At 64.5% G+C, this 18806-nt stretch carries 19 protein-coding genes; 10 read left to right on the top strand and 9 right to left on the bottom strand.

Going from position 1 to position 18806, the window contains the following annotated elements:
• Position 1: 1 nt before the first annotated feature.
• From PCE31106_RS16665 to PCE31106_RS16655, 3 genes are read right to left on the bottom strand one after another with little or no spacing between them, the layout of a single operon-like run.
• On the bottom strand, positions 2–940 hold the full coding sequence (locus PCE31106_RS16665) for an ABC transporter permease (RefSeq protein WP_254441113.1): 939 nt from the start codon (positions 938–940) through the stop codon (positions 2–4).
• Positions 937–2016, bottom strand: a complete 1080-nt coding sequence (locus PCE31106_RS16660; protein WP_017233414.1) for an ABC transporter ATP-binding protein — start codon at positions 2014–2016, stop codon at positions 937–939. Before PCE31106_RS16660 ends, PCE31106_RS16665 begins: the two co-directional genes overlap by 4 nt.
• Before the next feature lie 23 nt (positions 2017–2039).
• Complete coding sequence (locus PCE31106_RS16655; RefSeq protein WP_017233413.1) at positions 2040–3107, bottom strand: ABC transporter substrate-binding protein; 1068 nt, start codon at positions 3105–3107, stop codon at positions 2040–2042.
• Positions 3108–3281: 174 nt separating this feature from the next.
• Between PCE31106_RS16655 and PCE31106_RS16650 the strand changes: the two genes are divergently transcribed.
• The 5 genes from PCE31106_RS16650 (at position 3282) to arsH (ending at position 6849) form a co-directional block, all read left to right on the top strand.
• Positions 3282–4172 (top strand): LysR substrate-binding domain-containing protein, encoded by an 891-nt coding sequence (locus tag PCE31106_RS16650; RefSeq protein WP_150564044.1) that lies wholly within the window; start codon positions 3282–3284, stop codon positions 4170–4172.
• An 87-nt stretch (positions 4173–4259) separates the two neighbouring features.
• Positions 4260–4595 (top strand): ArsR/SmtB family transcription factor, encoded by a 336-nt coding sequence (locus tag PCE31106_RS16645; RefSeq protein ID WP_150564043.1) that lies wholly within the window; start codon positions 4260–4262, stop codon positions 4593–4595.
• Complete coding sequence (arsB, locus tag PCE31106_RS16640) at positions 4592–5656, top strand: ACR3 family arsenite efflux transporter (RefSeq protein ID WP_150564042.1); 1065 nt, start codon at positions 4592–4594, stop codon at positions 5654–5656. Before PCE31106_RS16645 ends, arsB begins: the two co-directional genes overlap by 4 nt.
• A 9-nt stretch (positions 5657–5665) precedes the next feature.
• The gene (gene arsC, locus PCE31106_RS16635) at positions 5666–6088 is read left to right on the top strand and encodes an arsenate reductase (glutaredoxin) (RefSeq protein WP_150564041.1); all 423 of its coding nucleotides are present in this window, start codon (positions 5666–5668) and stop codon (positions 6086–6088) included.
• Positions 6085–6849, top strand: coding sequence for an arsenical resistance protein ArsH (gene arsH / locus PCE31106_RS16630; protein ID WP_150564040.1), 765 nt, complete (start codon positions 6085–6087; stop codon positions 6847–6849). Before arsC ends, arsH begins: the two co-directional genes overlap by 4 nt.
• Positions 6850–6879: 30 nt before the next feature.
• Here the strand turns inward: arsH and mnmH are convergent, their stop codons facing one another.
• Genes mnmH through PCE31106_RS16610 form a run of 4 tightly spaced genes read right to left on the bottom strand, consistent with a single transcriptional unit; the run spans position 6880 to position 10734 of the window.
• Complete coding sequence (gene mnmH, locus PCE31106_RS16625; protein ID WP_150564039.1) at positions 6880–7935, bottom strand: tRNA 2-selenouridine(34) synthase MnmH; 1056 nt, start codon at positions 7933–7935, stop codon at positions 6880–6882.
• Positions 7932–8576: a tetratricopeptide repeat protein gene (locus PCE31106_RS16620; protein WP_150564038.1), complete on the bottom strand. Its 645-nt coding sequence runs from the start codon at positions 8574–8576 to the stop codon at positions 7932–7934. Before PCE31106_RS16620 ends, mnmH begins: the two co-directional genes overlap by 4 nt.
• A gap of 23 nt (positions 8577–8599) precedes the next feature.
• Positions 8600–10105 carry a glycosyltransferase family 2 protein gene (locus PCE31106_RS16615; protein ID WP_174975243.1) on the bottom strand — a complete coding sequence of 502 codons (1506 nt, stop codon included), beginning with the start codon at positions 10103–10105 and terminating at the stop codon, positions 8600–8602.
• Entirely contained in the window at positions 10102–10734 is a 633-nt protein-coding gene (locus PCE31106_RS16610) for a cytochrome b (protein WP_437343828.1), read from the bottom strand. The genes PCE31106_RS16615 and PCE31106_RS16610 overlap by 4 nt, the downstream gene beginning before the upstream one ends.
• A gap of 255 nt (positions 10735–10989) precedes the next feature.
• Here PCE31106_RS16610 and PCE31106_RS16605 point away from each other — a divergent pair, with 255 nt between their 5' ends.
• On the top strand, positions 10990–11814 hold the full coding sequence (locus PCE31106_RS16605) for an isocitrate lyase/PEP mutase family protein (RefSeq protein WP_150564037.1): 825 nt from the start codon (positions 10990–10992) through the stop codon (positions 11812–11814).
• Positions 11815–11987: 173 nt separating this feature from the next.
• Here PCE31106_RS16605 and PCE31106_RS16600 read toward each other — a convergent pair whose 3' ends face one another.
• Positions 11988–13376 (bottom strand): MFS transporter, encoded by a 1389-nt coding sequence (locus tag PCE31106_RS16600; RefSeq protein WP_017233402.1) that lies wholly within the window; start codon positions 13374–13376, stop codon positions 11988–11990.
• A gap of 471 nt (positions 13377–13847) precedes the next feature.
• On the opposite strand from PCE31106_RS16600, the gene PCE31106_RS16595 reads away from it, so the two are divergent.
• The 4 genes from PCE31106_RS16595 to PCE31106_RS16575 all read left to right on the top strand — a co-directional run bounded on the left by PCE31106_RS16595 (position 13848) and on the right by PCE31106_RS16575 (position 17993).
• Positions 13848–14519, top strand: coding sequence for a DUF1345 domain-containing protein (locus tag PCE31106_RS16595; protein ID WP_150564036.1), 672 nt, complete (start codon positions 13848–13850; stop codon positions 14517–14519).
• Between the two features lie 230 nt (positions 14520–14749).
• On the top strand, positions 14750–16195 hold the full coding sequence (locus tag PCE31106_RS16590) for a cytochrome ubiquinol oxidase subunit I (RefSeq protein WP_150564035.1): 1446 nt from the start codon (positions 14750–14752) through the stop codon (positions 16193–16195).
• A gap of 40 nt (positions 16196–16235) precedes the next feature.
• Positions 16236–17234: a cytochrome d ubiquinol oxidase subunit II gene (cydB, locus tag PCE31106_RS16585; protein WP_150564034.1), complete on the top strand. Its 999-nt coding sequence runs from the start codon at positions 16236–16238 to the stop codon at positions 17232–17234.
• 180 nt (positions 17235–17414) lie between these two features.
• A complete protein-coding gene (locus PCE31106_RS16575) occupies positions 17415–17993 on the top strand; it encodes a YbhB/YbcL family Raf kinase inhibitor-like protein (RefSeq protein ID WP_254441111.1) in 579 nt (192 codons plus the stop codon).
• Positions 17994–18071: 78 nt separating this feature from the next.
• On the opposite strand, the gene folE is transcribed toward PCE31106_RS16575, so the two are convergent.
• Positions 18072–18638, bottom strand: coding sequence for a GTP cyclohydrolase I FolE (gene folE, locus PCE31106_RS16570; protein ID WP_150564032.1), 567 nt, complete (start codon positions 18636–18638; stop codon positions 18072–18074).
• Between the last annotated feature and the right edge of the window lie 168 nt (positions 18639–18806).

Genomic DNA, 18806 nt, shown 5'->3' with positions numbered 1-18806 from the left:
CTCAGCCCAGACGGCGCGTAATGCGCCGCTCGATGGCGCGGTTGTATCCGGTGATGATGGCCACGTTCACGATCAGCAGGACGATGGCAATCGCGGCCCCCAGCGGCCAGTTCAGCGAACCGAGGAACTCGTCGTAAGCCGTGGTCGCGACCACTTTGAGGCGACGGCCACCAATCAGCGCCGGCGTTGCGAAGGCGCTCGCCGTCAACGCGAAGACGATCAGACTGCCGGAGAGAATGCCCGGCGTGATCTGTGGCAACACCACCCGCCACATCACCGTCGCACGCCCTGCCCCGAGCGAGCGCGCCGCATGCGCGACGGCCGGATCGAGCCGGGTGAGCGAGGTCCACACCGAGAGCACCATGAGCGGCACCAGCACATGCACCAGCGCCACCGTCACCGCGCCCATCGTGAAGAGCAGCTGCAAGGGATGTCCAATCAGCCCGAGCTTCAAGAGCACCGTGTTCACCAGCCCCTCGCGGCCCAGCAGGATCGACCAACCCAGCGTTCGCACAACGACCGAGATGAGCAGCGGCCCGAGCACGAGCACCAGGCAGAGCGAGCGCCACGGATCGCGCATGCGGAACAGGAAGTAAGCTTCGGGCACGCCGACCAGCACGCAGAGCACGGTCACGCCGACCGAGAGCAGCAAGGTGCGCAGGAAGATCTCGTAGAAATAACTGTCCGTGAGAATGTCGGCATAGTGCTGCAGCGAGATCGTCGGCAGCACGCCGCCCAGGTTCGCGTCGAAGCCATGCAGGCTCAACACGAACGTCAGGACGAGCGGTACCGCGAGCAGCACGAGGAAGTACAGCGTCGCCGGCATGACGAGCGCCCAGGCCGCGCGGCGCTGGCTGGCGATCTCCGGCGAAATTGCCGCCGTCGCTTTCATTTCCGGCATGGCCGATGCCTCCGGTGGCGTGGACGTCGCAGCATTCATGCCCCCTCCCGCACGAGACGCAAGGCATCGTCGGCCCAGTCCAGCCCCACCGCTTCGCCGTCGTTGGCTGCCACCACGCCATCGTTGGACACGAGCACACGCAGCTCGCCCAGGGCCGTCGATACGGTAAGCACCCAATGGTTGCCGTGGAAGCTGCGCTGGCCCACTCGGCCCGCGAGCCGCCCCGCCGTCGCCGACGTCAGGCGAATGCGTTCTGGCCGCAGACTGAATGTCGCCGGGCCATTGCCCTGCGCCGCCGATGCCTGCCCCGCATGCGCGGGCGACACGGCGAGCCGGTGCCCTTGTGCGTCGAGCACCGCCACGCCGCCGCGCACATCGAGTTGACCGGAGATGAGATTGGTCTGCCCGATGAAATGCGCGGCGAACGTGGCGCGCGGGTCTTCATAGACCTCATGTGGCGTATCGATGCGCACCACATGCCCAGCGTTGAGCAACACCACGCGATCGCTGATCGCAAGCGCCTCGGCCTGATCGTGCGTCACCATGACGGTGGTCGTGCCGACCTTGCGTTGAATCGCGCGCAACTCGTCCTGCATCTGCTCACGCAGCTTGGCGTCGAGATTCGAGAGCGGTTCGTCGAGCAACAGCACGGGCGGTGCGATCACCAGCGCCCGGGCCAACGCCACACGCTGACGCTGGCCGCCTGAGAGTTCGCGCGGATAACGCTGCGCGTGCTGGCCGAGATGCACCAGCTCCAGCGCGTCCTGCACGCGGCGCTGCTTCTGCCCGGGGTCCACGCGGCGCATGTCCAGACCGAACGCGACGTTCTGCGCCACGGTCATGTGGGGGAACAGCGCGTAGCTCTGGAACACGATCCCGAGTCCGCGCTTTTCCGGCGGTACCGGCGTGAGGTCGCGGCCCTCCAGCAGAATACGACCGCTGCTGGGGGCGACGAATCCGGCGATCATCTGCAACGTGGTGGTCTTGCCGCAGCCGGACGGGCCCAACAGGGAAATGAATTCGCCCTGTTCAATCGAAAGATCGACGCCCTCGACCGCGACGGTCTCACCGAAGCGCTTGCCGAGTTGCTCGAGACGCAAATATGGAGTGCTCATGACGCTTAGGGTCTCCGTGCGACTTAACGCTCGATCTGACGGTTCCAGCGCTGCGTCCACTCAGCACGCTTCGCGTTGACGACATCCCAGTCGACACGGATGAGCTTGTCGATCTGTGCGGGCGACGGCACACGTGCAGCCACCGCCATCGAGAGTTGCGTCTTCTTGTTCGACGGCGCAACGCCTGCACTTTCGGCAAGAATGGCCTGGGCCTGCGGCGAGAGAATCATTTGGACGAACTTCTGCGCCAGCGCTTCGTTGGCGGATTTGTCTACCACGCACATGCCCATGGCAAGCGCCACCGCCCCTTCCTTCGGATACACGAACTCGGCCGGAATGCCCTGTTGGCGCAACGCCTGAACGCGGCCGTTGCCCCACACGGCGATGGCGACCTCATCCGATTGGAACAGCTCGGCGATCTTGCCCGGCGACGGATCGAACGACAGCACGTTCGGCGCGATCTTCTCCATCGCGCGGAAGCCCGGTTCGATGTTGCTGTCGCTGCCGCCGTTGATCTTCGATTCGACCAGCAGCCCGTGCAGGCCATACGTGTTCTTGATGCTCGGCATCACGAGCCTGCCCTTGTACTTCGGATCCGACAGGTCCTGCCACGACGTCGGCGCAGGCCAGCCCTTCGCCTGGAACACGCGCGTGTTGTAGGCGATGCCTGTGGCGATCAGGCCGGCCGCCACGGCGTTGCCGCCCTTGAACTTCGCGATGTCGTACAGATCGTGATAGACGGGCGCGTCGGCGAGCTTGCCGCAAAAGCCCATCTGGAGGGCCTGGTACATGGGGCCGTCATCGAGGAAGACGACATCCATGCCGGCCTTGCCTTTTTGCGCCTGCAACTTCGCGAGGTTGGTCGTCGAATCGCCGGGCACGATCACCACCTTCGTGCCGGGGTTCGCCTGCTCGAAACTGGGAATGACGTCCTTCTTGAGCATCTGTTCAAACGAACCACCGTAAGCGCCGACGTACAACGTGGTGTCGGCGTAGGCAGCGCTGGCGCCGAATACCGTTCCGGCGACACCGACCGAAATGGCCGCGGCGCGGGCAAGCTTGCGAAGCGTTTGGGGAACGACAGTCTTCATCGATAAGCTCCTTGCGTGAAGTAGGGTTATGTGATGTTATGGCCCGGCAATTTCAAAAAACCCACAACCGGCTGCGTGGTTTGCGTAGGTTCATTTTCGACGCAAGCACCGTCAAATCACATTTTTTCGCCCGCCCATACATAAATGTTATGGCGCGAGGGGGATGAGGTTCCCATGAAGATCCGGCAGTTGGAGGCATTTCGCGCGCTGATCCTGCGCCAGACGGTCACTCGGGCGGCGGACATGCTTCACGTTTCGCAACCGGCGGTCACACGTCTGATCAACGATCTCGAGGCGGATATAGGGTTTTCCTTATTCGACCGGAGCAACGGCCGACTGAACCCGACGCCCGAAGCGATGGTGCTGTTCGAGGAGGTTGAGCGTTCGTTTGCGGGCATCGATCGCATTGCGCAGACGGCCGAGCAGATCAAGTCGCTGCGGCGCGGTTCGCTGCATGTCGCTGGCGCTCCCGCGCTCGCGCTGGAGTTCCTGCCCACCACGATGACGGAGTTCATGCGCGAGCATCCGGGCATCAGCACGACGTTGCTGATTCACGCGTCGAGCATCGTTATCGATATGGTGGTCGGGCGGCGTTGCGATGTCGGGTTCATCGCGCACCCGATCACGCATGCCGGCGTGAACATTGAAACGCTGCACCGCGCCCCCATGCGTTGCATCCTGCCGCACGGACATCGACTCGCGGATCGCGACGTGATCCATCCTGAGGATTTGCGCGGCGAATCGTTCGTGTCGTACCCGAAAGAGTTCGATGGGCGGATGTATATCGACCAGATCTTTGCCGAGCGACGGATCGATCGGGTGATGAGCGCGGAGTCGCAACTGTCCGCGGCGATTTGCGTGCTTGTGCAACACGGCGCGGGCGTGTCGATCATCGACCAGGTGACGGCCCGGTACGCGGCGGGACGCGTCATCGTCAAGCCGTTCGAGCCATCGGTCTTGTCGGGCTTCTCGCTGGTCACGTCGAACCAGCACCCGCCCTCGCAACTCGCGAAGGCCTTCGTCGAGTTCACGAAACAGCGCATGATCGAAGCGTTCGGCGATTGAGACGCTCCCAACGCTCGCGCTTCCTCGCCCAACATCGGATCGCGACAACAATTTGCAATAATTCCATATTTCCACTACATTCGAAATATGGAAACCAATACCGCGCTCGAAGCGCTTGCCGCACTCGCCCACGCCGTTCGCCTGGCGGTGTTCCGCCTTCTGATGCAGGCCGGCCCCGAGGGCCTGCCCGCCGGGCGCATCGCGGAACTCTTGGACATGCCCGCCTCGTCGCTGTCGTTCCACCTCAAGGAACTGCATCGCGCCAAGCTGCTCGCCAGCCGCCAGGAAGGTCGCTCGATCATCTACATGGCGCACTTTGAAACCATGAACGGGCTGCTCGGCTACCTCACGCAGAACTGCTGTGGCGGTGTCCCCTGCACGCCCGCCCCGTTCTGCAACGTCGTTGCGGAGTCCAACCAATGAGTGCCTCACCCAAAGCCGCGCCCGCGCTGCAACCCCCGAGCATCAGCTTCTTCGAGCGGTATCTGACCGCCTGGGTCGCGCTATGCATCATCGCGGGCATCTTGTTCGGTCAATGGCTACCCGGCCTTTTCCACGCCATCGGCGGTATGGAAGTCGCGCAGGTCAACCTGCCCGTGGGGCTGCTCATCTGGGTGATGATCATCCCGATGCTGATCAAGATCGACTTCAGCGCGATGGGCCAGGTCGCCGGCCATTGGCGAGGCATCGGTGTCACGCTGTTCGTGAACTGGCTCGTCAAGCCATTCTCGATGGCGCTGCTGGGGTGGATCTTCGTGCGCCATGTGTTTGCCGCGTGGCTGCCCGCCGACCAACTCGACAGCTACCTTGCGGGCCTGATCCTTCTGGCCGCCGCGCCCTGCACCGCCATGGTCTTTGTCTGGTCCCAGCTCTGCAGGGGTGATCCCTACTTCACGCTCTCTCAAGTAGCCCTCAACGACACCATCATGGTCGTGGCCTTCGCCCCGGTCGTCGGCCTGCTGCTCGGGTTGTCGTCGATTTCCGTCCCCTGGGATACGCTCATCACTTCGGTCGCGCTTTACATCGTCGCCCCGGTCGTGATCGCACAAGCCATCCGACGCGCCCTGCTGGCCCAAGGAGAAGCGACGTATCAACGTGTTGTCGGGGCATTGGGACCCTACGCCATCACGGCGCTGCTCGCCACGCTCGTGCTGCTCTTCGGGTTCCAGGGCAATGCCATCGTCGAGCAACCGCTGATCATCCTGCTGCTGGCCGTCCCGATCCTCATTCAGGTGCTGCTCAACTCAGGTCTGGCGTACTTACTCAACCGCAAGCTCGGTGTGGCGCACTGCGTCGCCGGTCCGTCAGCACTGATAGGCGCCAGCAACTTCTTCGAGCTGGCGGTCGCCACCGCCATCAGCCTCTTCGGCTTTCAGTCGGGCGCAGCACTCGCCACGGTCGTCGGCGTGCTGATCGAGGTGCCCGTGATGCTGCTCGTGGTCGGGGTCGTCAATCGCTCGCGGCCCTGGTACGAATCGAAATAAGGAAACGTCATGTCCGTCACTATCTATCACAACCCGGCCTGTGGCACGTCGCGCAATACGTTGGCGCTCATCCGCAACGCAGACATCGAACCCACGGTCATCGAGTACCTGAGTGCCCCTCCGACGCGCGAGGTACTGCAAAGCCTGATTCGCGACGCCGGACTTACCGTGCGCGAAGCGCTCCGGGAGAATGGCACGCTCTATGCCGAACTGGGCCTCGCCGATCCGGCCCTCACAGACGACCAGCTTCTCGACGCCATGCTCGCGCACCCGATCCTGATCAACCGCCCGTTCGTCGTCACGCCGCTGGGCGTGCGGCTGTGCCGCCCCTCTGAAGTCGTGCTCGATATCCTGCCCTCGCCGCAAAAGGGGGCCTTCACGAAAGAGGATGGCGAGGTCGTTGTCGACGCCAGCGGACGGCGAGTGAAATGAGCACCACGCTGCCCAACGTCAGTAGCGCGGTGCTCGACATGCCGGATCTTCGCAAACTCGAGCCCCGAAGCGTCAGCCCCCACCCTCCCCGCATCCTGTTGCTCTACGGTTCGTTGCGCGAGACGTCGTACAGCCGGTTGCTGGTGCAGGAAGCCGAGCGCCTGCTGCAGCACTTCGGGGCCGAAACGCGCATCTTCGATCCCAAGGGGTTGCCCTTGGCCGATAGCGTGCCGGCCGATCATCCGAAGGTCGTCGAACTTCGCAAGCTCTCGGCGTGGTCGGAAGGCCAGGTATGGTGCAGCCCGGAGCGCCATGGCACGCTAAGCGCCGTCTTCAAGAACCAGATCGACTGGCTGCCGCTGGAGATCGGCAGCCTTCGGCCAACACAGGGGCGCACGCTCGCCGTGATGCAGGTCTGCGGCGGCTCGCAATCCTTCAACGCGGTCAACGCGCTGCGCATACTCGGCCGGTGGATGCGCATGGTGACGATCCCTAACCAGTCCTCGGTTGCCAAGGCTTATCAGGAATTCGATACGACGGGCCGCATGAAGCCATCGTCCTACTATGATCGGGTCGTCGACGTGATGGAAGAACTGTACAAGTTCACCCTTCTGGTCAGGGACCGCACCGAATACCTCACGAACCGGTATAGCGAGCGCAAGGACGCAGCCCCAGCCACCGCGACGGCACTCGCCGCGGCCGCCATGTCTCATGAGCGAGACGCGCAGATCGGCGACACCGACAGCGGCGAAGTCGAATAGGCGACGTCAAGCAAGGCGCGAACGATGGGGTCAAGCCATCCCGCACTGCGTAAGCAATGCCCGCGCCTGTGCGCCCAGATCTTGCGCCGTCGGATGAAACGGAAACGGGAGGGCGTTGCGCACCCCCTGCAACATCTTGCGCGAGCTTCGCGAATACGCCGGATCGTAGTGCCGGGTAATGAGCACCTCCGAGAGTTCGCGTTGCCGCCCCTCGTCGAGCAACGTCAGCCATTGGTCGATGACCGCCCGTCCATGCAGCGGTACCAGCCGGAGAAGCTGCGTGCGAAAGTCTTCCGGCCGCGCCAGCAAATGGCCGTACTCCTGCATCAACAGGTCGACCCGCGCGTCGAGCGCCACGCGAACCTCGACACACATCGTGGCCCCGCGCAGCGACGACATCAACGACTCGGGCAGCGTAATCAGTCCGATCCGGCGGCTCTCCGCTTCGACGAACACCGGCCGCGTCGGATCGAGCCCGCGTAACGCGCCGATCAGCGAGGTATCGAACGCCTTTTGCGACGGCTGCGCGACGCCCGGCATTGCCCCAAGCAGTGACCCGCGATGCTTCGCCAGCGCCTCGAGATCGAGCGTTTGGGCACCCACGCCGGCCAGCGCGTGCAGCAGACGGGTCTTGCCGCTGCCCGTATGCCCGGCCAGCACGATGTAATCGAGCGTCGAGGGCAGCGTGCCGAGCGACGCCACAACGTCGCGCCGGTACGCCTTGTACCCGCCGTCGAGCTGGCGCGCACGCCAGCCGATCATGTTCATGATGAGAGTCATCGACTCCGATCGCTTGCCGCCCCGCCAACAATAGATGAGCGGCCGCCAATTGCGCGGCCGGTCGGCGAACGTCGTATCGAGATGGGCAGCGATGTTGCGCGCCACCATGGCGGCCCCCACGCGCGAAGCATCGAACGGCGATACCTGCTTGTACATCGTACCGACGATGACGCGCTCTTCATTGCTGAGCACCGGCGCGTTGATCGCCCCGGGAATGTGGTCGTCGGCAAATTCGAGCGGTGTGCGAACGTCAATGATGTCGTCGAAGTCGCCCGCGCTTTCCAGGGAAACGCGCATCGGGTTCATCGTGCCCCCGCCGCCAGTTGCCCGCAGTGCTTCCCGTACGGGGTGCGCGATGTCGCCTGCGCACGCACGGCCTCGTCCAGGCCTGCGCGCACTTTCGCGGCGCGATCGATGATGTGAGTGGCGGCGTCGGCGTCGCCCGCGCCCCCCAGGGCCAGCGCGTAGTCGTCGAGCACCTCGGCGTAAGCGAACGGCACCTTGCGGGCCAGCTCCATGCGATCGAGCGCGTCCAGCGCCCGGCTGAAGTACTTCACCGACGCGGCGTACTGCCGCTGAACCAGCGACAGTCGCGCCAACTCGATCAACGCCGGATACCGGTAGTGCCCGGTGAGGATATCGAGATCGTACGCGAGGCTGAGCTCGCGTTCGGCTTCGGGGTAGTAGCAGGTCACCCCCAGCGCCCGGCCATAGTCGAAGTGCATGGCCGCGCGATGCGACGCCGGCCAGCCCGACTGGTCCGCCACAAGCACCGCCTGCCCGAAGGCCCGGCGTGCGCCGTCCCAGTCGCCGCGCACCTCGGCCGCGCCCCCCAGCGCAGCGTAGTCGGGACCGGACGGCTTGCGCTCGGGGACACTACACCCGGCCACGCTCAACAGACCGCTGAGCGCGCATCCCATCACCCACCCCGTTGAAAATCGAATCATTTGAAGAAAACGCTGCCGGAAAATCATTCGTCGCGGGACACCCCCGTCCCGCGCTCGCCCGACAGGATACCGCGTCGCACCTGAACGCCCCAACGCTGGCGTCCGGTCAGGAAGTGCCCCCAGCCCAGCGCGGCGCCCGTGTGTCGCATCAGTTGGAACGAAAACGGCTCCAATACTGCCGCGACAAGCGCCCATCCGAAGCTCGTACCGGTGTTGTGTCCAGTCCAGCGGCGGTACGCATGCACCGACCAGAGATGAAAGCCGAGATCGATGCCGATCTTGCCGAGAATGATGCCCGAGACCGGCAGCAGCACGCCGACATGACCGTCGAAGGCGAACGAGACGAGCAGCGCGAACGCGGTGAGCCCGTAGATCGGCTGAAGCGTATCGAATGCCTTTACCGGCAACATCCAGCGTCCGAGATTGCCATAGCGGCCGTTGCCGACCATATCGCGATACCAGTATTGCGTCTGGAGAAACCCCGCAAACCAGCGGCGACGCTGACGCAGGAAGCTCGTGAGCGTGCTCGGCGCATCGGTGATCGCTTGCGCACCGCCCACCACGCGCACCTCCCATCCAAGCCCATGCGTGACCGAATAGCGACGCAGGCGATGGATCAGTTCGTAGTCCTCGACAAGACATGCCGGATCGAATCCGCCAACAGCCAGCACCGCCTCGCGCCGGAAACACGCGAACGCGCCAGAAATCAGCAGCAGGCCGTCGGCGTGCATCCAGGCATAACGCGAGATGAAGTTTCGGATGTACTCGTACGTCTGGAAAAGCTGCAACACGCGCGCGCTCGCCGTGCGGCCGCACACCGGTGTGAGCACGCCAGTCGCGGCCACGAGCCCGGGTCGCCGCGCAAACGCAGCGTGCATCGCGGCGCACGCCTCGGCATCGAGCAATGTGTCGGCGTCGACCGTCATCACGATGTCCGTATCGATATCCACGAGCGCCGCGTTGAGCGCACGCGCCTTGCCCCCGTGCGGCACGCGTAGCCATTGCAGATTCGGATAGCGCGCACTCGGTGCGCTCAGCCCGCCTTCGCCGGGGTCGATGAGCCCATACTCGCCCGTGAGCAATGCGAACGTGCCATCGCGCGAGCCGTCGTCGGCGATGACAATGGCGTCCGGGACCCGTCGCCCCGCCATCAGCGCGCGCAACGTGACCGGCAACGCCGCCGCCTCGTTGTGCGCCGCGACCACCACGCCGAGCGTCAATCGAACGGCGGCGCCTTCATGACCTGCGCCAGAAGTAGTCTCGTCGGGGTCGGGGCGCATCAGACGCCACGCTTGCCAGAATACGAATGCCAGCAGCACCGTGTCGTACGCGACATAGGCGACCCCGGTGCCCCACGCGAACACGCCCTTGAGAAAGAATGCCTGCGCGAACAACAGACACCACAGCGCTGCCACGCCCGTATGCACCAGCCAACTGGCCAGCGGCGTCGGCGGTCGCGTGAAGCGCGGTGAGTGAATCTCGCGGGCCACTTCGAGCCGCGACGCCTTCCCCGTTGTTTCCGCGCTCACGGCAGCATCCGGCCAAGCACCGGGTGGCGGTCGATCCACTGATGCTTGAGCGCCCCGCCAATGTGCAACGCCAGCAGCACGTACAAGACATAAGCACAGTAGGTATGGACGTTACCCAGCAAGGTGTGCCAGTAGTCCTTGCTCGCATCGCTCAACGCCATCAGAAAACCCATGCGCGGGAACGGCACGATGCCGAACAGCACCAGCGGATGGGTCGAGGCGGCGACCCACGCCGAATCGTGCGCCCAGCCCGTGAGCGGCAGCACGACGATCAAGACATAAAGCAGCCAATGCGCGAGATGCGCCGCCGTGCGCTCCCATGATGCAAACACGTGCGAGAGCGCGGGCGGACGATGTGTCGCGCGCCACAGCACGCGCAGAACCGCGAGCCCCAGCACGGTAATGCCGATGGACTTGTGCAGATCGATCCAGAAGCGCACGTCGATTTTTTCGAGCGTGGCGTCGGACAGCAAGGCAATCGTCTGGCCGATCGCGATGTTGCCGAGCATCAGCAAGGCGACCGCCCAGTGCAATACCATCGCCACACGGGTGTACTTGGCGTCGTCGTGCAAGGCCACGCCGCGCGGGGGGGCAGACGCGGACGTCGCGGAGGGGGGCTGAGAATTCACGTCGGTGATCCTGACAATACAGAAGAGGATGATTACATAACGCCAATGGAATCGCGCTTATTCCTGAAGTTCCCCCGAAAAACTTGTTACACGGGATTACATGCTGCGCGCGGGTGTACGAGATAAAAACATCTGACGGTCGATATTACGCCTTGGATCGCCTTGGGGCTGCCTTGCGAGGCCGGTGCAAAACCGCGATGATCGGGCTTGCGTGCGCGGCGTGAGCGGAGCTGCGCCCCCTACAGGAGACACACCATGTCACGTAGTACGGCCGAAAAACGCGTCGCGTTTCGCGAACTCCACCTCGCCGGTTGCTTTGTCATCCCGAACCCCTGGGACGCCGGCAGCGCGAGGTATCTCGAACACGCGGGCTTCAAGGCGATTGCCTCGACCAGCTCGGGCTTCGCCTGGTCGACCGGGCAACCCGACAATGGCGTGACACGCGACACCGTACTCGCGCATTTGCGCACGCTCGTCGACGCCACCGATCTGCCCGTCAATGCCGACTTCGAAAGCGGCTTCGGCAGCACGCCGGAAGAAGTCGCGCACAGCGTCAAGATGGCCGTGGCAACAGGCGTCGCCGGCTTGTCGATCGAAGACTCGACGGGCGACGTCAACGCGCCGCTCTTCCCGCTCGACGAAGCCGTCGCGCGCATGAAAGCCGCGCGCCGGGCGATCGACGAGACGGGCGGCGACACCCTCCTCATCGGTCGTGCGGAGAATTTCTTCGCGGGCGTGCCCGATCTCGACGACGCCATTGCACGCCTTCAAGCCTATGCAGAGGCAGGTGCCGACTGCCTCTACGCACCGGGCATTCAATCGGTCGAGCAAATCCGGGCCGTCGTCACGGCCGTGGCGCCCAAACCGGTGAACGTGCTGATTGGCGCGACGTCGCCGATGACATTGCAGGCGCTTGCCGAACTTGGCGTGCGGCGCGTGAGCGTGGGCGGTGCACTGGCTCGCGCGGCATGGGGAGGCTTCATGCACGCCGCGCAGGCGCTCGCCCAAGGACGCTTCGACGGGTTCGACGGCGCCGCCAGCGGCGCCACGCTCAACGGGCTGTTCCGGCAGGGCGTGTGACGTGTGATGCTTCTGGCGCACAGGCACGGTGCCATTGGGCTACAGGGGCCGATGGATGGGGAAACGCGCCGGCCGGTCTGGATTGAGACATCGAGTGCGAAGCTGCGCCAGAAAGCCAAACGGCCCGTCGTGCCGAAGCATCGACGGGCCGCGAGTGCGCGGACGCGTTTCGCTTACTCGACGTGCGCCACGCCGCCTGCGAGGACCGCGCCACCGACCATCTCCGCGGGCAGTGCCCACGACATCCAGCGCGTGCGCAGGGCGACGACCAGCAAGAACGCCAGCGCCGCCAGTGCGCCGAACGTGGCGAAGCCCATCTGGTAACTGCCCGTCGATTCCTTGGCCATGCCCATGATGACCGGCAGGTAGAAGCCGCCAATGCCACCGGCCGCGCCGATGATGCCCGACATCAGCCCCGTCTTGCCTTGCCAGCGTTGCGGCACGAGCTGGAACGTGGCGCCGTTACCGAGACCGAAGCACAGGTAGATCAGCACGAGCAGAGCGACACCGGCACCTTGCGGGGGCATCCACGCGGCAAAGACAAAATCGATGACCGAAATCGCCGCGAGCAGCAGCACCAGCGCGCGCACGCCAGAGATTCGGTCGGCCACCATTCCGCCGATGGGACGCACCAGCGCACCGAGGAACGCGAGCAGCGACATGAACAGCCCCGCCTCGATGCGCGGCATGCTGTACAGCGAGATGAGCAGCGTGGTCACATACGACGACATGCCGACAAAACCACCGAACGTGATGCTGTAGACCAGCATGATGACCCACGTGTCCCGTTCGCCGAGCACGCCGCGATAGTGACGCGGCAACACGGCAATCGCCAGCAACGCGCCCAGCACCGGCAGCAGCAACACACCGGCCTTGCCTTCGCCGAATGCGCCGGCATGCACGCACAACACGAGCGCGATTAGACCGAACACGGTAATGAAGAAGCTCGTGAACGCGCGCGGCGCGCTGCCCGACTTCACACCCTGATCCTTTGCCCAGAACACCAGCGCCAGCGCGGCAAGCGCGAGCAACGGCAGGGCGGCACCGGCCGCACGTGCCCAGCCGTAGTGCTCGGCCAGTCCCGGGAACATGAAGCCATCGAGCACCGCGCCAATGTTGCCCGCCGCGGCGAGACCCAACACCAGCCCCTGTACCTTCGGCGGATAGTTGCTGCCTGCCATCGGCAACGCCACGGCGAAGCTCGCGCCGCCGATGCCGAGGAGCACACCGAGTACGAGCAGCAGCGTGTACGACGGCGCACCCGGCATCAGCAGCAGCACGACCGACGGAATCGCCGACAAGGTGATCCCCATCAACGCGATCTTGCGACCGTCGTAGGCCTGATACAGGTTGCCCAGCGTGACGCGCAGAATCGCCGCGCCCAGCACCGGCACCGCCACGAGAAAGCCCGTTTGTGCGGGCGTCATCGCAATGTCCTTGCTGATGAACGGCGCCAGAGGGCCGAGCATCACCCAGACGGTGAAACCCGTGTCGAAGTAGAGAAAACACGCAACCAGCGCGCGCCAGTTGCCACTTTTCAACGATTGCGTGAGCGTGCTCATGGATACCCTCGTATTCGTATGCCAAAAAAAAAGCGCCCCGAAGCCGTATGCCTGTGAACAGGCCTATGGCTTCGGGACGCCGTTGCCCCGAAGTCCGCGCTCGCGCGGAAGTCATACATGCGGTGCAGAAAATTCGCTTGTCTTCTCTCGGCCGTCGTTGGCCTTGCCTACTGCTTAGCAAATGGCGTGCCATGTGCTTGCCAGAATAGGCTCGAGACTGGGCAGAGCCCCGCAGGACAAGGCGAGGCAGGATGTCGAGGTCATCAGAAAAATCGCGCAATCGGCCGCGCGGCGTTGTGCTCGCGACGCCCCCGGTGACACCGCAACGGGCACGATGCCGCATCGCGATGCGGCGGCGCACCACAACTGTGCCGCCCGCCTGCCGAGCAGGCCGCATTTCCGCCCACGACCGGTGAATGACCGGGTTGGTGGATAATCGAACCGCCTATCGCCACCGTCCAGACATTGCTCATGAACGCCAAGCTTTTCCCGCATCTGCTTCGCTTCCATCCGCGACTGCTCATCGCCATCGCTCTCGGCGTGCTTGCCGGACTCTTCGTCCAGGTCTTCGTGAGCGGGGAGTCCAGCACGATAACGCGCATATTGATCGGCTGGAACACAGGCGCCTGGTCCTATCTCGCGATGATCTGGCTCATGATGGTCACCGCCCCCAAGCGCAGCATCGAGCGCTTTGCCGAGCAGGAAGACCAGAGCGCGGCCATCGTGCTCACCGTGGTCAGCCTGTCGGCCATCGCCAGTGTGGCCGCCATCATCCACGTGCTGGCGAGCGCCAAGACCGGCGCCCCGCATCAGGCCTCGGAGCATGTGCTGTTCGCGGCCGCCACGCTCATCGCCGGATGGTTCCTCGTGCCGACGATCTACACGCTGCATTACGCGCGGTTGTACTTCACGGATACGGAGTCGCCCTTCGCGCTGGCCTGGCCCGAGCGCGACTGCGATCCGGATTACTGGGATTTCCTGTATTTCTCGTTCACCATCGCCGTCGCCTCGCAAACCGCAGACATCGCGCTGACATCGCGCCGCATGCGACGCACCGCGCTCGCGCAGGCCGTTCTCTCGTTCTTCTTCAATCTCGCCGTGCTCGGCCTGTCGATCAATATCGGCGCCGGATTGCTCGCGTAGCGCCCGCCTGCGTGTGACATGAGGTCGCACCCGGCGAGGACGCGAATCCCCACAAAAACAGGCCACTAGCGCAAATCGACGTGGCAATTGATGCCGCGTCAATGCGCCGCATGTGACGTCTTGTCACGCGTGCTGCGGTGCAGCACGTCCTACCATGCAGGCAAACAAGGGGCGGTCGGCAGTGAGGGTCGCCCTATAGACAGGGTTGGTTTGCCTACATTGATCACGACATGACTGCCGCTCCAGAAGCTGTCGACCTCGCGCGCCTGCAATTCGCGTTCACGGTCTCGTTTCACATCGTATTTCCCGCCGTCTCCATTGGTCTGGCGAGCTTCATCGCCGTGCTGGAAGGTCTCTGGCTCAAAACACGTCAGCCGCACTATCTCGATCTGTGTCGCTTCTGGTCGAAGGCCTTCGCGGTGTGCTTCGGCATGGGCGTCGTCTCCGGCGTGGTGATGGCCTATCAGTTCGGCACCAACTGGTCGGGCTTTTCGAGTTTCGCCGGCGCGGTCACCGGGCCGCTGCTCACTTACGAGGTGATGACCGCGTTCTTCCTCGAAGCGGGCTTTCTCGGCATCATGCTGTTCGGTTGGAACCGCGTCAGCGAGCGTGCGCACTTCGCCGCGACCTTGTGCGTGGCCGTCGGCACGTTGATTTCGACGTTCTGGATTCTCGCGTCGAATAGCTGGATGCAAACGCCGCAGGGTGTCGAGATCGTCGACGGCCGCGTGGTCGTGCTGTCGTGGTGGGACGTCATCTTCAACCCGTCCTTCCCGTATCGGCTGGCGCATATGAGCATCGCGGCGTTCGTCGTGGCCGCGCTGGTCGTGGCGGGCACCGGTGCATGGCACCTGCTGCGCGGGCGCCGCGACCCGGCCGTCAAGACCATGTTTTCCATGGCCATGTGGCTGCTGCTGATCTTCGCCCCGTTGCAGGCCGTCGTCGGCGATCTTCATGGCCTGAACACACGTGAATACCAACCGGCCAAGCTCGCCGCCATCGAAGGGCTTTGGGAGACGAAGACCGGCGGCACGCCGCTCAACCTGTTCGGCTGGCCCGACATGGCCGCCGAGACCACGCGTTATGCGCTTGAAGTACCGCACCTGGGTAGCCTCATCCTCACGCATCGCTGGGACGGCGAGATTCGTGGTCTGAAGGAATTCCCGAAGGACGAACGCCCCAACGTGCCGCTGGTGTTCTGGAGTTTTCGCATCATGGTCGGTCTCGGCCTCGCCATGATCGCCGCTGCGCTAACCGCCGTGTGGCTGCGCCGTCGCGGCACGCTCTTCACGTCGCGCCGCTTCGCCCGCGCCATGCTCGTCCTATCGCCGACCGGCTTCGTTGCGTTGCTGGCGGGTTGGGTCACCACCGAAGCCGGACGCCAGCCGTGGGTCGTCTACGGGGTGATGCGCACCGCGCACGCCGTGTCGCCGGTGAGCGCCCAACAGGTGCAGGTCTCGCTGCTGGTGCTCGTGCTCACCTACTGCCTCGTGTTCGGCACGGGCATCTATTACCTGCTCAAGTGGCTGCGCGTCGGTCCGGTGTTGCCCGGCGAGCCGTCGGCGACGTCCAGCAGCGATCACACGTCGCCACGCGGCCACCTCGCGGCGCAAACCGCCCCCGCCCTGTCCGGGCTATCCGGACGAATGGACACCGACGGCGCGCACGCCACTTGATCGCCCCCCCATCACGACATCGACGTTACCGAGATTTCTCATGGATCTGACTTTGGCGTGGGCCGCCATCATCGCGCTCGGCCTGTTTCTCTACGTGGTGCTCGACGGCTTCGACCTCGGCATCGGCATTCTTTTCCCGTTCTTCCCCGACGCGCGCGAACGCGACACGATGATGCACTCCGTCGCCCCCGTCTGGGACGGCAACGAAACATGGCTCGTACTCGGGGGCGCCGGATTGCTCGCCGCGTTCCCAATGGTGTATTCGGTACTCCTCTCGGCGCTGTATCTTCCGCTCGTGCTCATGCTCGTGTGCCTGATCTTCCGAGGCGTGGCGTTCGAGATTCGCGGCAAGTCGCAGCGCACCCGGCCGTGGTGGGATCTCGCCTTCATCGGTGGCTCGGCCGGCGCAACGTTCTTTCAGGGCGTCTCGCTCGGCGCGTATCTGTCGGGCATTCCGGTGGAGAACGGCCAGTTCGCGGGCGACGCCTTCGCCTGGGTCACCGCCTTCAACCTGTTCACCGGGCTGGGCCTGGTCGTGACGTACGCGCTGCTCGGCGCCTGCTGGCTGATCGGCAAGACCGAGGGCGATCTGCAGCGACGCTTGCGTGTGCTCGCCTGGCCGCTGACGCTCGCGCTCGTGGCCACGATGGCCGTCGTGTCGCTGTGGACACCGCTGCGCGTGCCGCTCGTGGCAGATCGCTGGTTCGCCGACCAGTGGTTCTGGCGCTGCCTGCCGGTGCCGTTCCTCGTGGCGGGCGCAACGCTCGTCATGCGCCGCGTGTTGCGCCGCTCGCACGATGCCACGCCCTTCTGGCTCGCCATCGGACTCGTGTTTCTGGGGTACAGCGGGCTGCTGATCAGCGCGTATCCGTACGCGATTCTCCCAGGCATCACGCTGTGGGACGCCGCCGCCCCGCAGTCGAGTCTGTCGTTCACGCTATGGGGCGCGGCCTTCATTATTCCGGTGATCCTCGGCTATACGATGCTGGCCTACTGGGTATTTCGCGGCAAGGTGGCTCACGATGCGCACTATCACTGACCTCGTGCGGCCCGCCGTGCGCCAGCGGCGCGAGCGAGCCGTCGCCCACCCCGCCTGGCGGGCGCGGTTGATTGGCTGGGGATGGTTTGTCGCGCTCTGGTGCGCCGGTGCGGCCGGCACCGCCCTCCTTGCACTACCATTCAAGCTCATCATTGCATCTGCCAAATAGGAGGCGTGCTTATGAATCGACTTTCATCCGCTACGGGAAAGCCATCGTTGCGAATCGCCGGCGCGGCAGCCGTGGCCGTGACGCTCGCCACCGGCGCCGGGGTGGCCTGTGCCGAAGGCATGAGCGTGTCGTCGAGCGCGTTCGCCGACGGCGGCATGCTGCCAGCGATCCACGCCGGGCTGGGCGAGTGCGGGGGCAAGAATGTGAGCCCGCCGCTCGCGTGGCAGCATCTGCCGCAAGCCACGCGCAGCGTGGTCATCACGATGAAGGACCCGGACGGCGCGAAAGGCGGCGGCGTGGTGCATTGGCTCGCCTATAACATTCCGGCGACCGTCTCGTCGCTCGCGGCCGGGGCGGGCAATGAAACGAACGAGCACGTCACGCTGGGCAAGAACGTCAGCGGCGCAATGGCCTATCGCGGCGCGTGTCCGCCGGTCGGCGATTCGCCGCATCACTACATCATTACGGTGACGGCCACCGATCTGGAACCGGGCCGTCTGCCACCGGGGCTCGACGCCAACGGTCTGACTGCTGCGCTGGCCGGTCACACGTTGAACGGCTCGACCGTCGTGGCGCGGTACGGCCGGTAAGCGCTCGCCGTCGCACAGCAAAAAAAGCGCTGGCGGGACATCCCCGCCAGCGCTTTTCGTGGGTACGCCTTCCTGCGACTATTTGTCGCGAGCGAGCGCGAGAAACTCCGTGCGCAACGCCAGGTTCGGCTGCAACTCACCGAGCATCGCCGACGTCACAGTCTCTTCCCCTGCCGTGCGAATACCCCGGCTTTCCATGCACATGTGACGACACGACACCACCACCCCGACTGCCTTTGGTTGCAGATGCGTCATCAGCGCTTCGGCGATCTGCGTAGTCAGGCGCTCCTGCACTTGCAGGCGGCGCGCAAAACAGTCGACCAGACGCGTGAGCTTCGACAATCCGACGATCTTGCCGTTGGGCAGGTAGCCGATGGTCGCCTTGCCGAAGAACGGGGCGAGATGGTGCTCGCAATGGCTGTAGACGGGAATCCCTCGTACGACGATCAGTTCGTTGTATTGCTCGGCGCCGTCTTCGAAGACCTTGAGCACTTCGGCCGGATCCTGGCCGTAACCGGACGTCCATTGACGCCAGGCCTTTTGAACGCGCGACGGCGTTTCGTGAAGACCGGGGCGGTTCGGGTCTTCGCCGATGTGTTTCAGGAATCGCTTCCAGTCGTTTTCGTCGAACGTGTCGTGAGACATATCAATCAAGCTCCTTGCATGAGGTCCGGTGCGCTGCGCTGTTAAGGTTCGCGCGCCCCGTGCGCCGCCGGACATGTGCGCACAATAGCAGAGAGTCCCTGCCCGCGCATGGCGACGGATTGCTCGTTGCCCCGCTTTTGCGCTAAGGTGGCAGCGAACAACCGCAAC

This window comes from Pandoraea cepalis, assembly GCF_902459665.1.
Lineage (GTDB): Bacteria > Pseudomonadota > Gammaproteobacteria > Burkholderiales > Burkholderiaceae > Pandoraea > Pandoraea cepalis.
This window is presented reverse-complemented; position numbering and strand designations above follow the sequence as displayed.

Coding starts and splice junctions, on each gene's coding strand:
- PCE31106_RS16665 (WP_254441113.1), bottom strand. CDS start 940: ATGAATGCTGCGACGTCCACGCCACCGGAGGCATCGGCCATGCCGGAA.
- PCE31106_RS16660 (WP_017233414.1), bottom strand. CDS start 2,016: ATGAGCACTCCATATTTGCGTCTCGAGCAACTCGGCAAGCGCTTCGGT.
- PCE31106_RS16655 (WP_017233413.1), bottom strand. CDS start 3,107: ATGAAGACTGTCGTTCCCCAAACGCTTCGCAAGCTTGCCCGCGCCGCG.
- PCE31106_RS16650 (WP_150564044.1), top strand. CDS start 3,282: ATGAAGATCCGGCAGTTGGAGGCATTTCGCGCGCTGATCCTGCGCCAG.
- PCE31106_RS16645 (WP_150564043.1), top strand. CDS start 4,260: ATGGAAACCAATACCGCGCTCGAAGCGCTTGCCGCACTCGCCCACGCC.
- arsB (WP_150564042.1), top strand. CDS start 4,592: ATGAGTGCCTCACCCAAAGCCGCGCCCGCGCTGCAACCCCCGAGCATC.
- arsC (WP_150564041.1), top strand. CDS start 5,666: ATGTCCGTCACTATCTATCACAACCCGGCCTGTGGCACGTCGCGCAAT.
- arsH (WP_150564040.1), top strand. CDS start 6,085: ATGAGCACCACGCTGCCCAACGTCAGTAGCGCGGTGCTCGACATGCCG.
- mnmH (WP_150564039.1), bottom strand. CDS start 7,935: ATGAACCCGATGCGCGTTTCCCTGGAAAGCGCGGGCGACTTCGACGAC.
- PCE31106_RS16620 (WP_150564038.1), bottom strand. CDS start 8,576: ATGATTCGATTTTCAACGGGGTGGGTGATGGGATGCGCGCTCAGCGGT.
- PCE31106_RS16605 (WP_150564037.1), top strand. CDS start 10,990: ATGTCACGTAGTACGGCCGAAAAACGCGTCGCGTTTCGCGAACTCCAC.
- PCE31106_RS16600 (WP_017233402.1), bottom strand. CDS start 13,376: ATGAGCACGCTCACGCAATCGTTGAAAAGTGGCAACTGGCGCGCGCTG.
- PCE31106_RS16595 (WP_150564036.1), top strand. CDS start 13,848: ATGAACGCCAAGCTTTTCCCGCATCTGCTTCGCTTCCATCCGCGACTG.
- PCE31106_RS16590 (WP_150564035.1), top strand. CDS start 14,750: ATGACTGCCGCTCCAGAAGCTGTCGACCTCGCGCGCCTGCAATTCGCG.
- cydB (WP_150564034.1), top strand. CDS start 16,236: ATGGATCTGACTTTGGCGTGGGCCGCCATCATCGCGCTCGGCCTGTTT.
- PCE31106_RS16575 (WP_254441111.1), top strand. CDS start 17,415: ATGAATCGACTTTCATCCGCTACGGGAAAGCCATCGTTGCGAATCGCC.
- folE (WP_150564032.1), bottom strand. CDS start 18,638: ATGTCTCACGACACGTTCGACGAAAACGACTGGAAGCGATTCCTGAAA.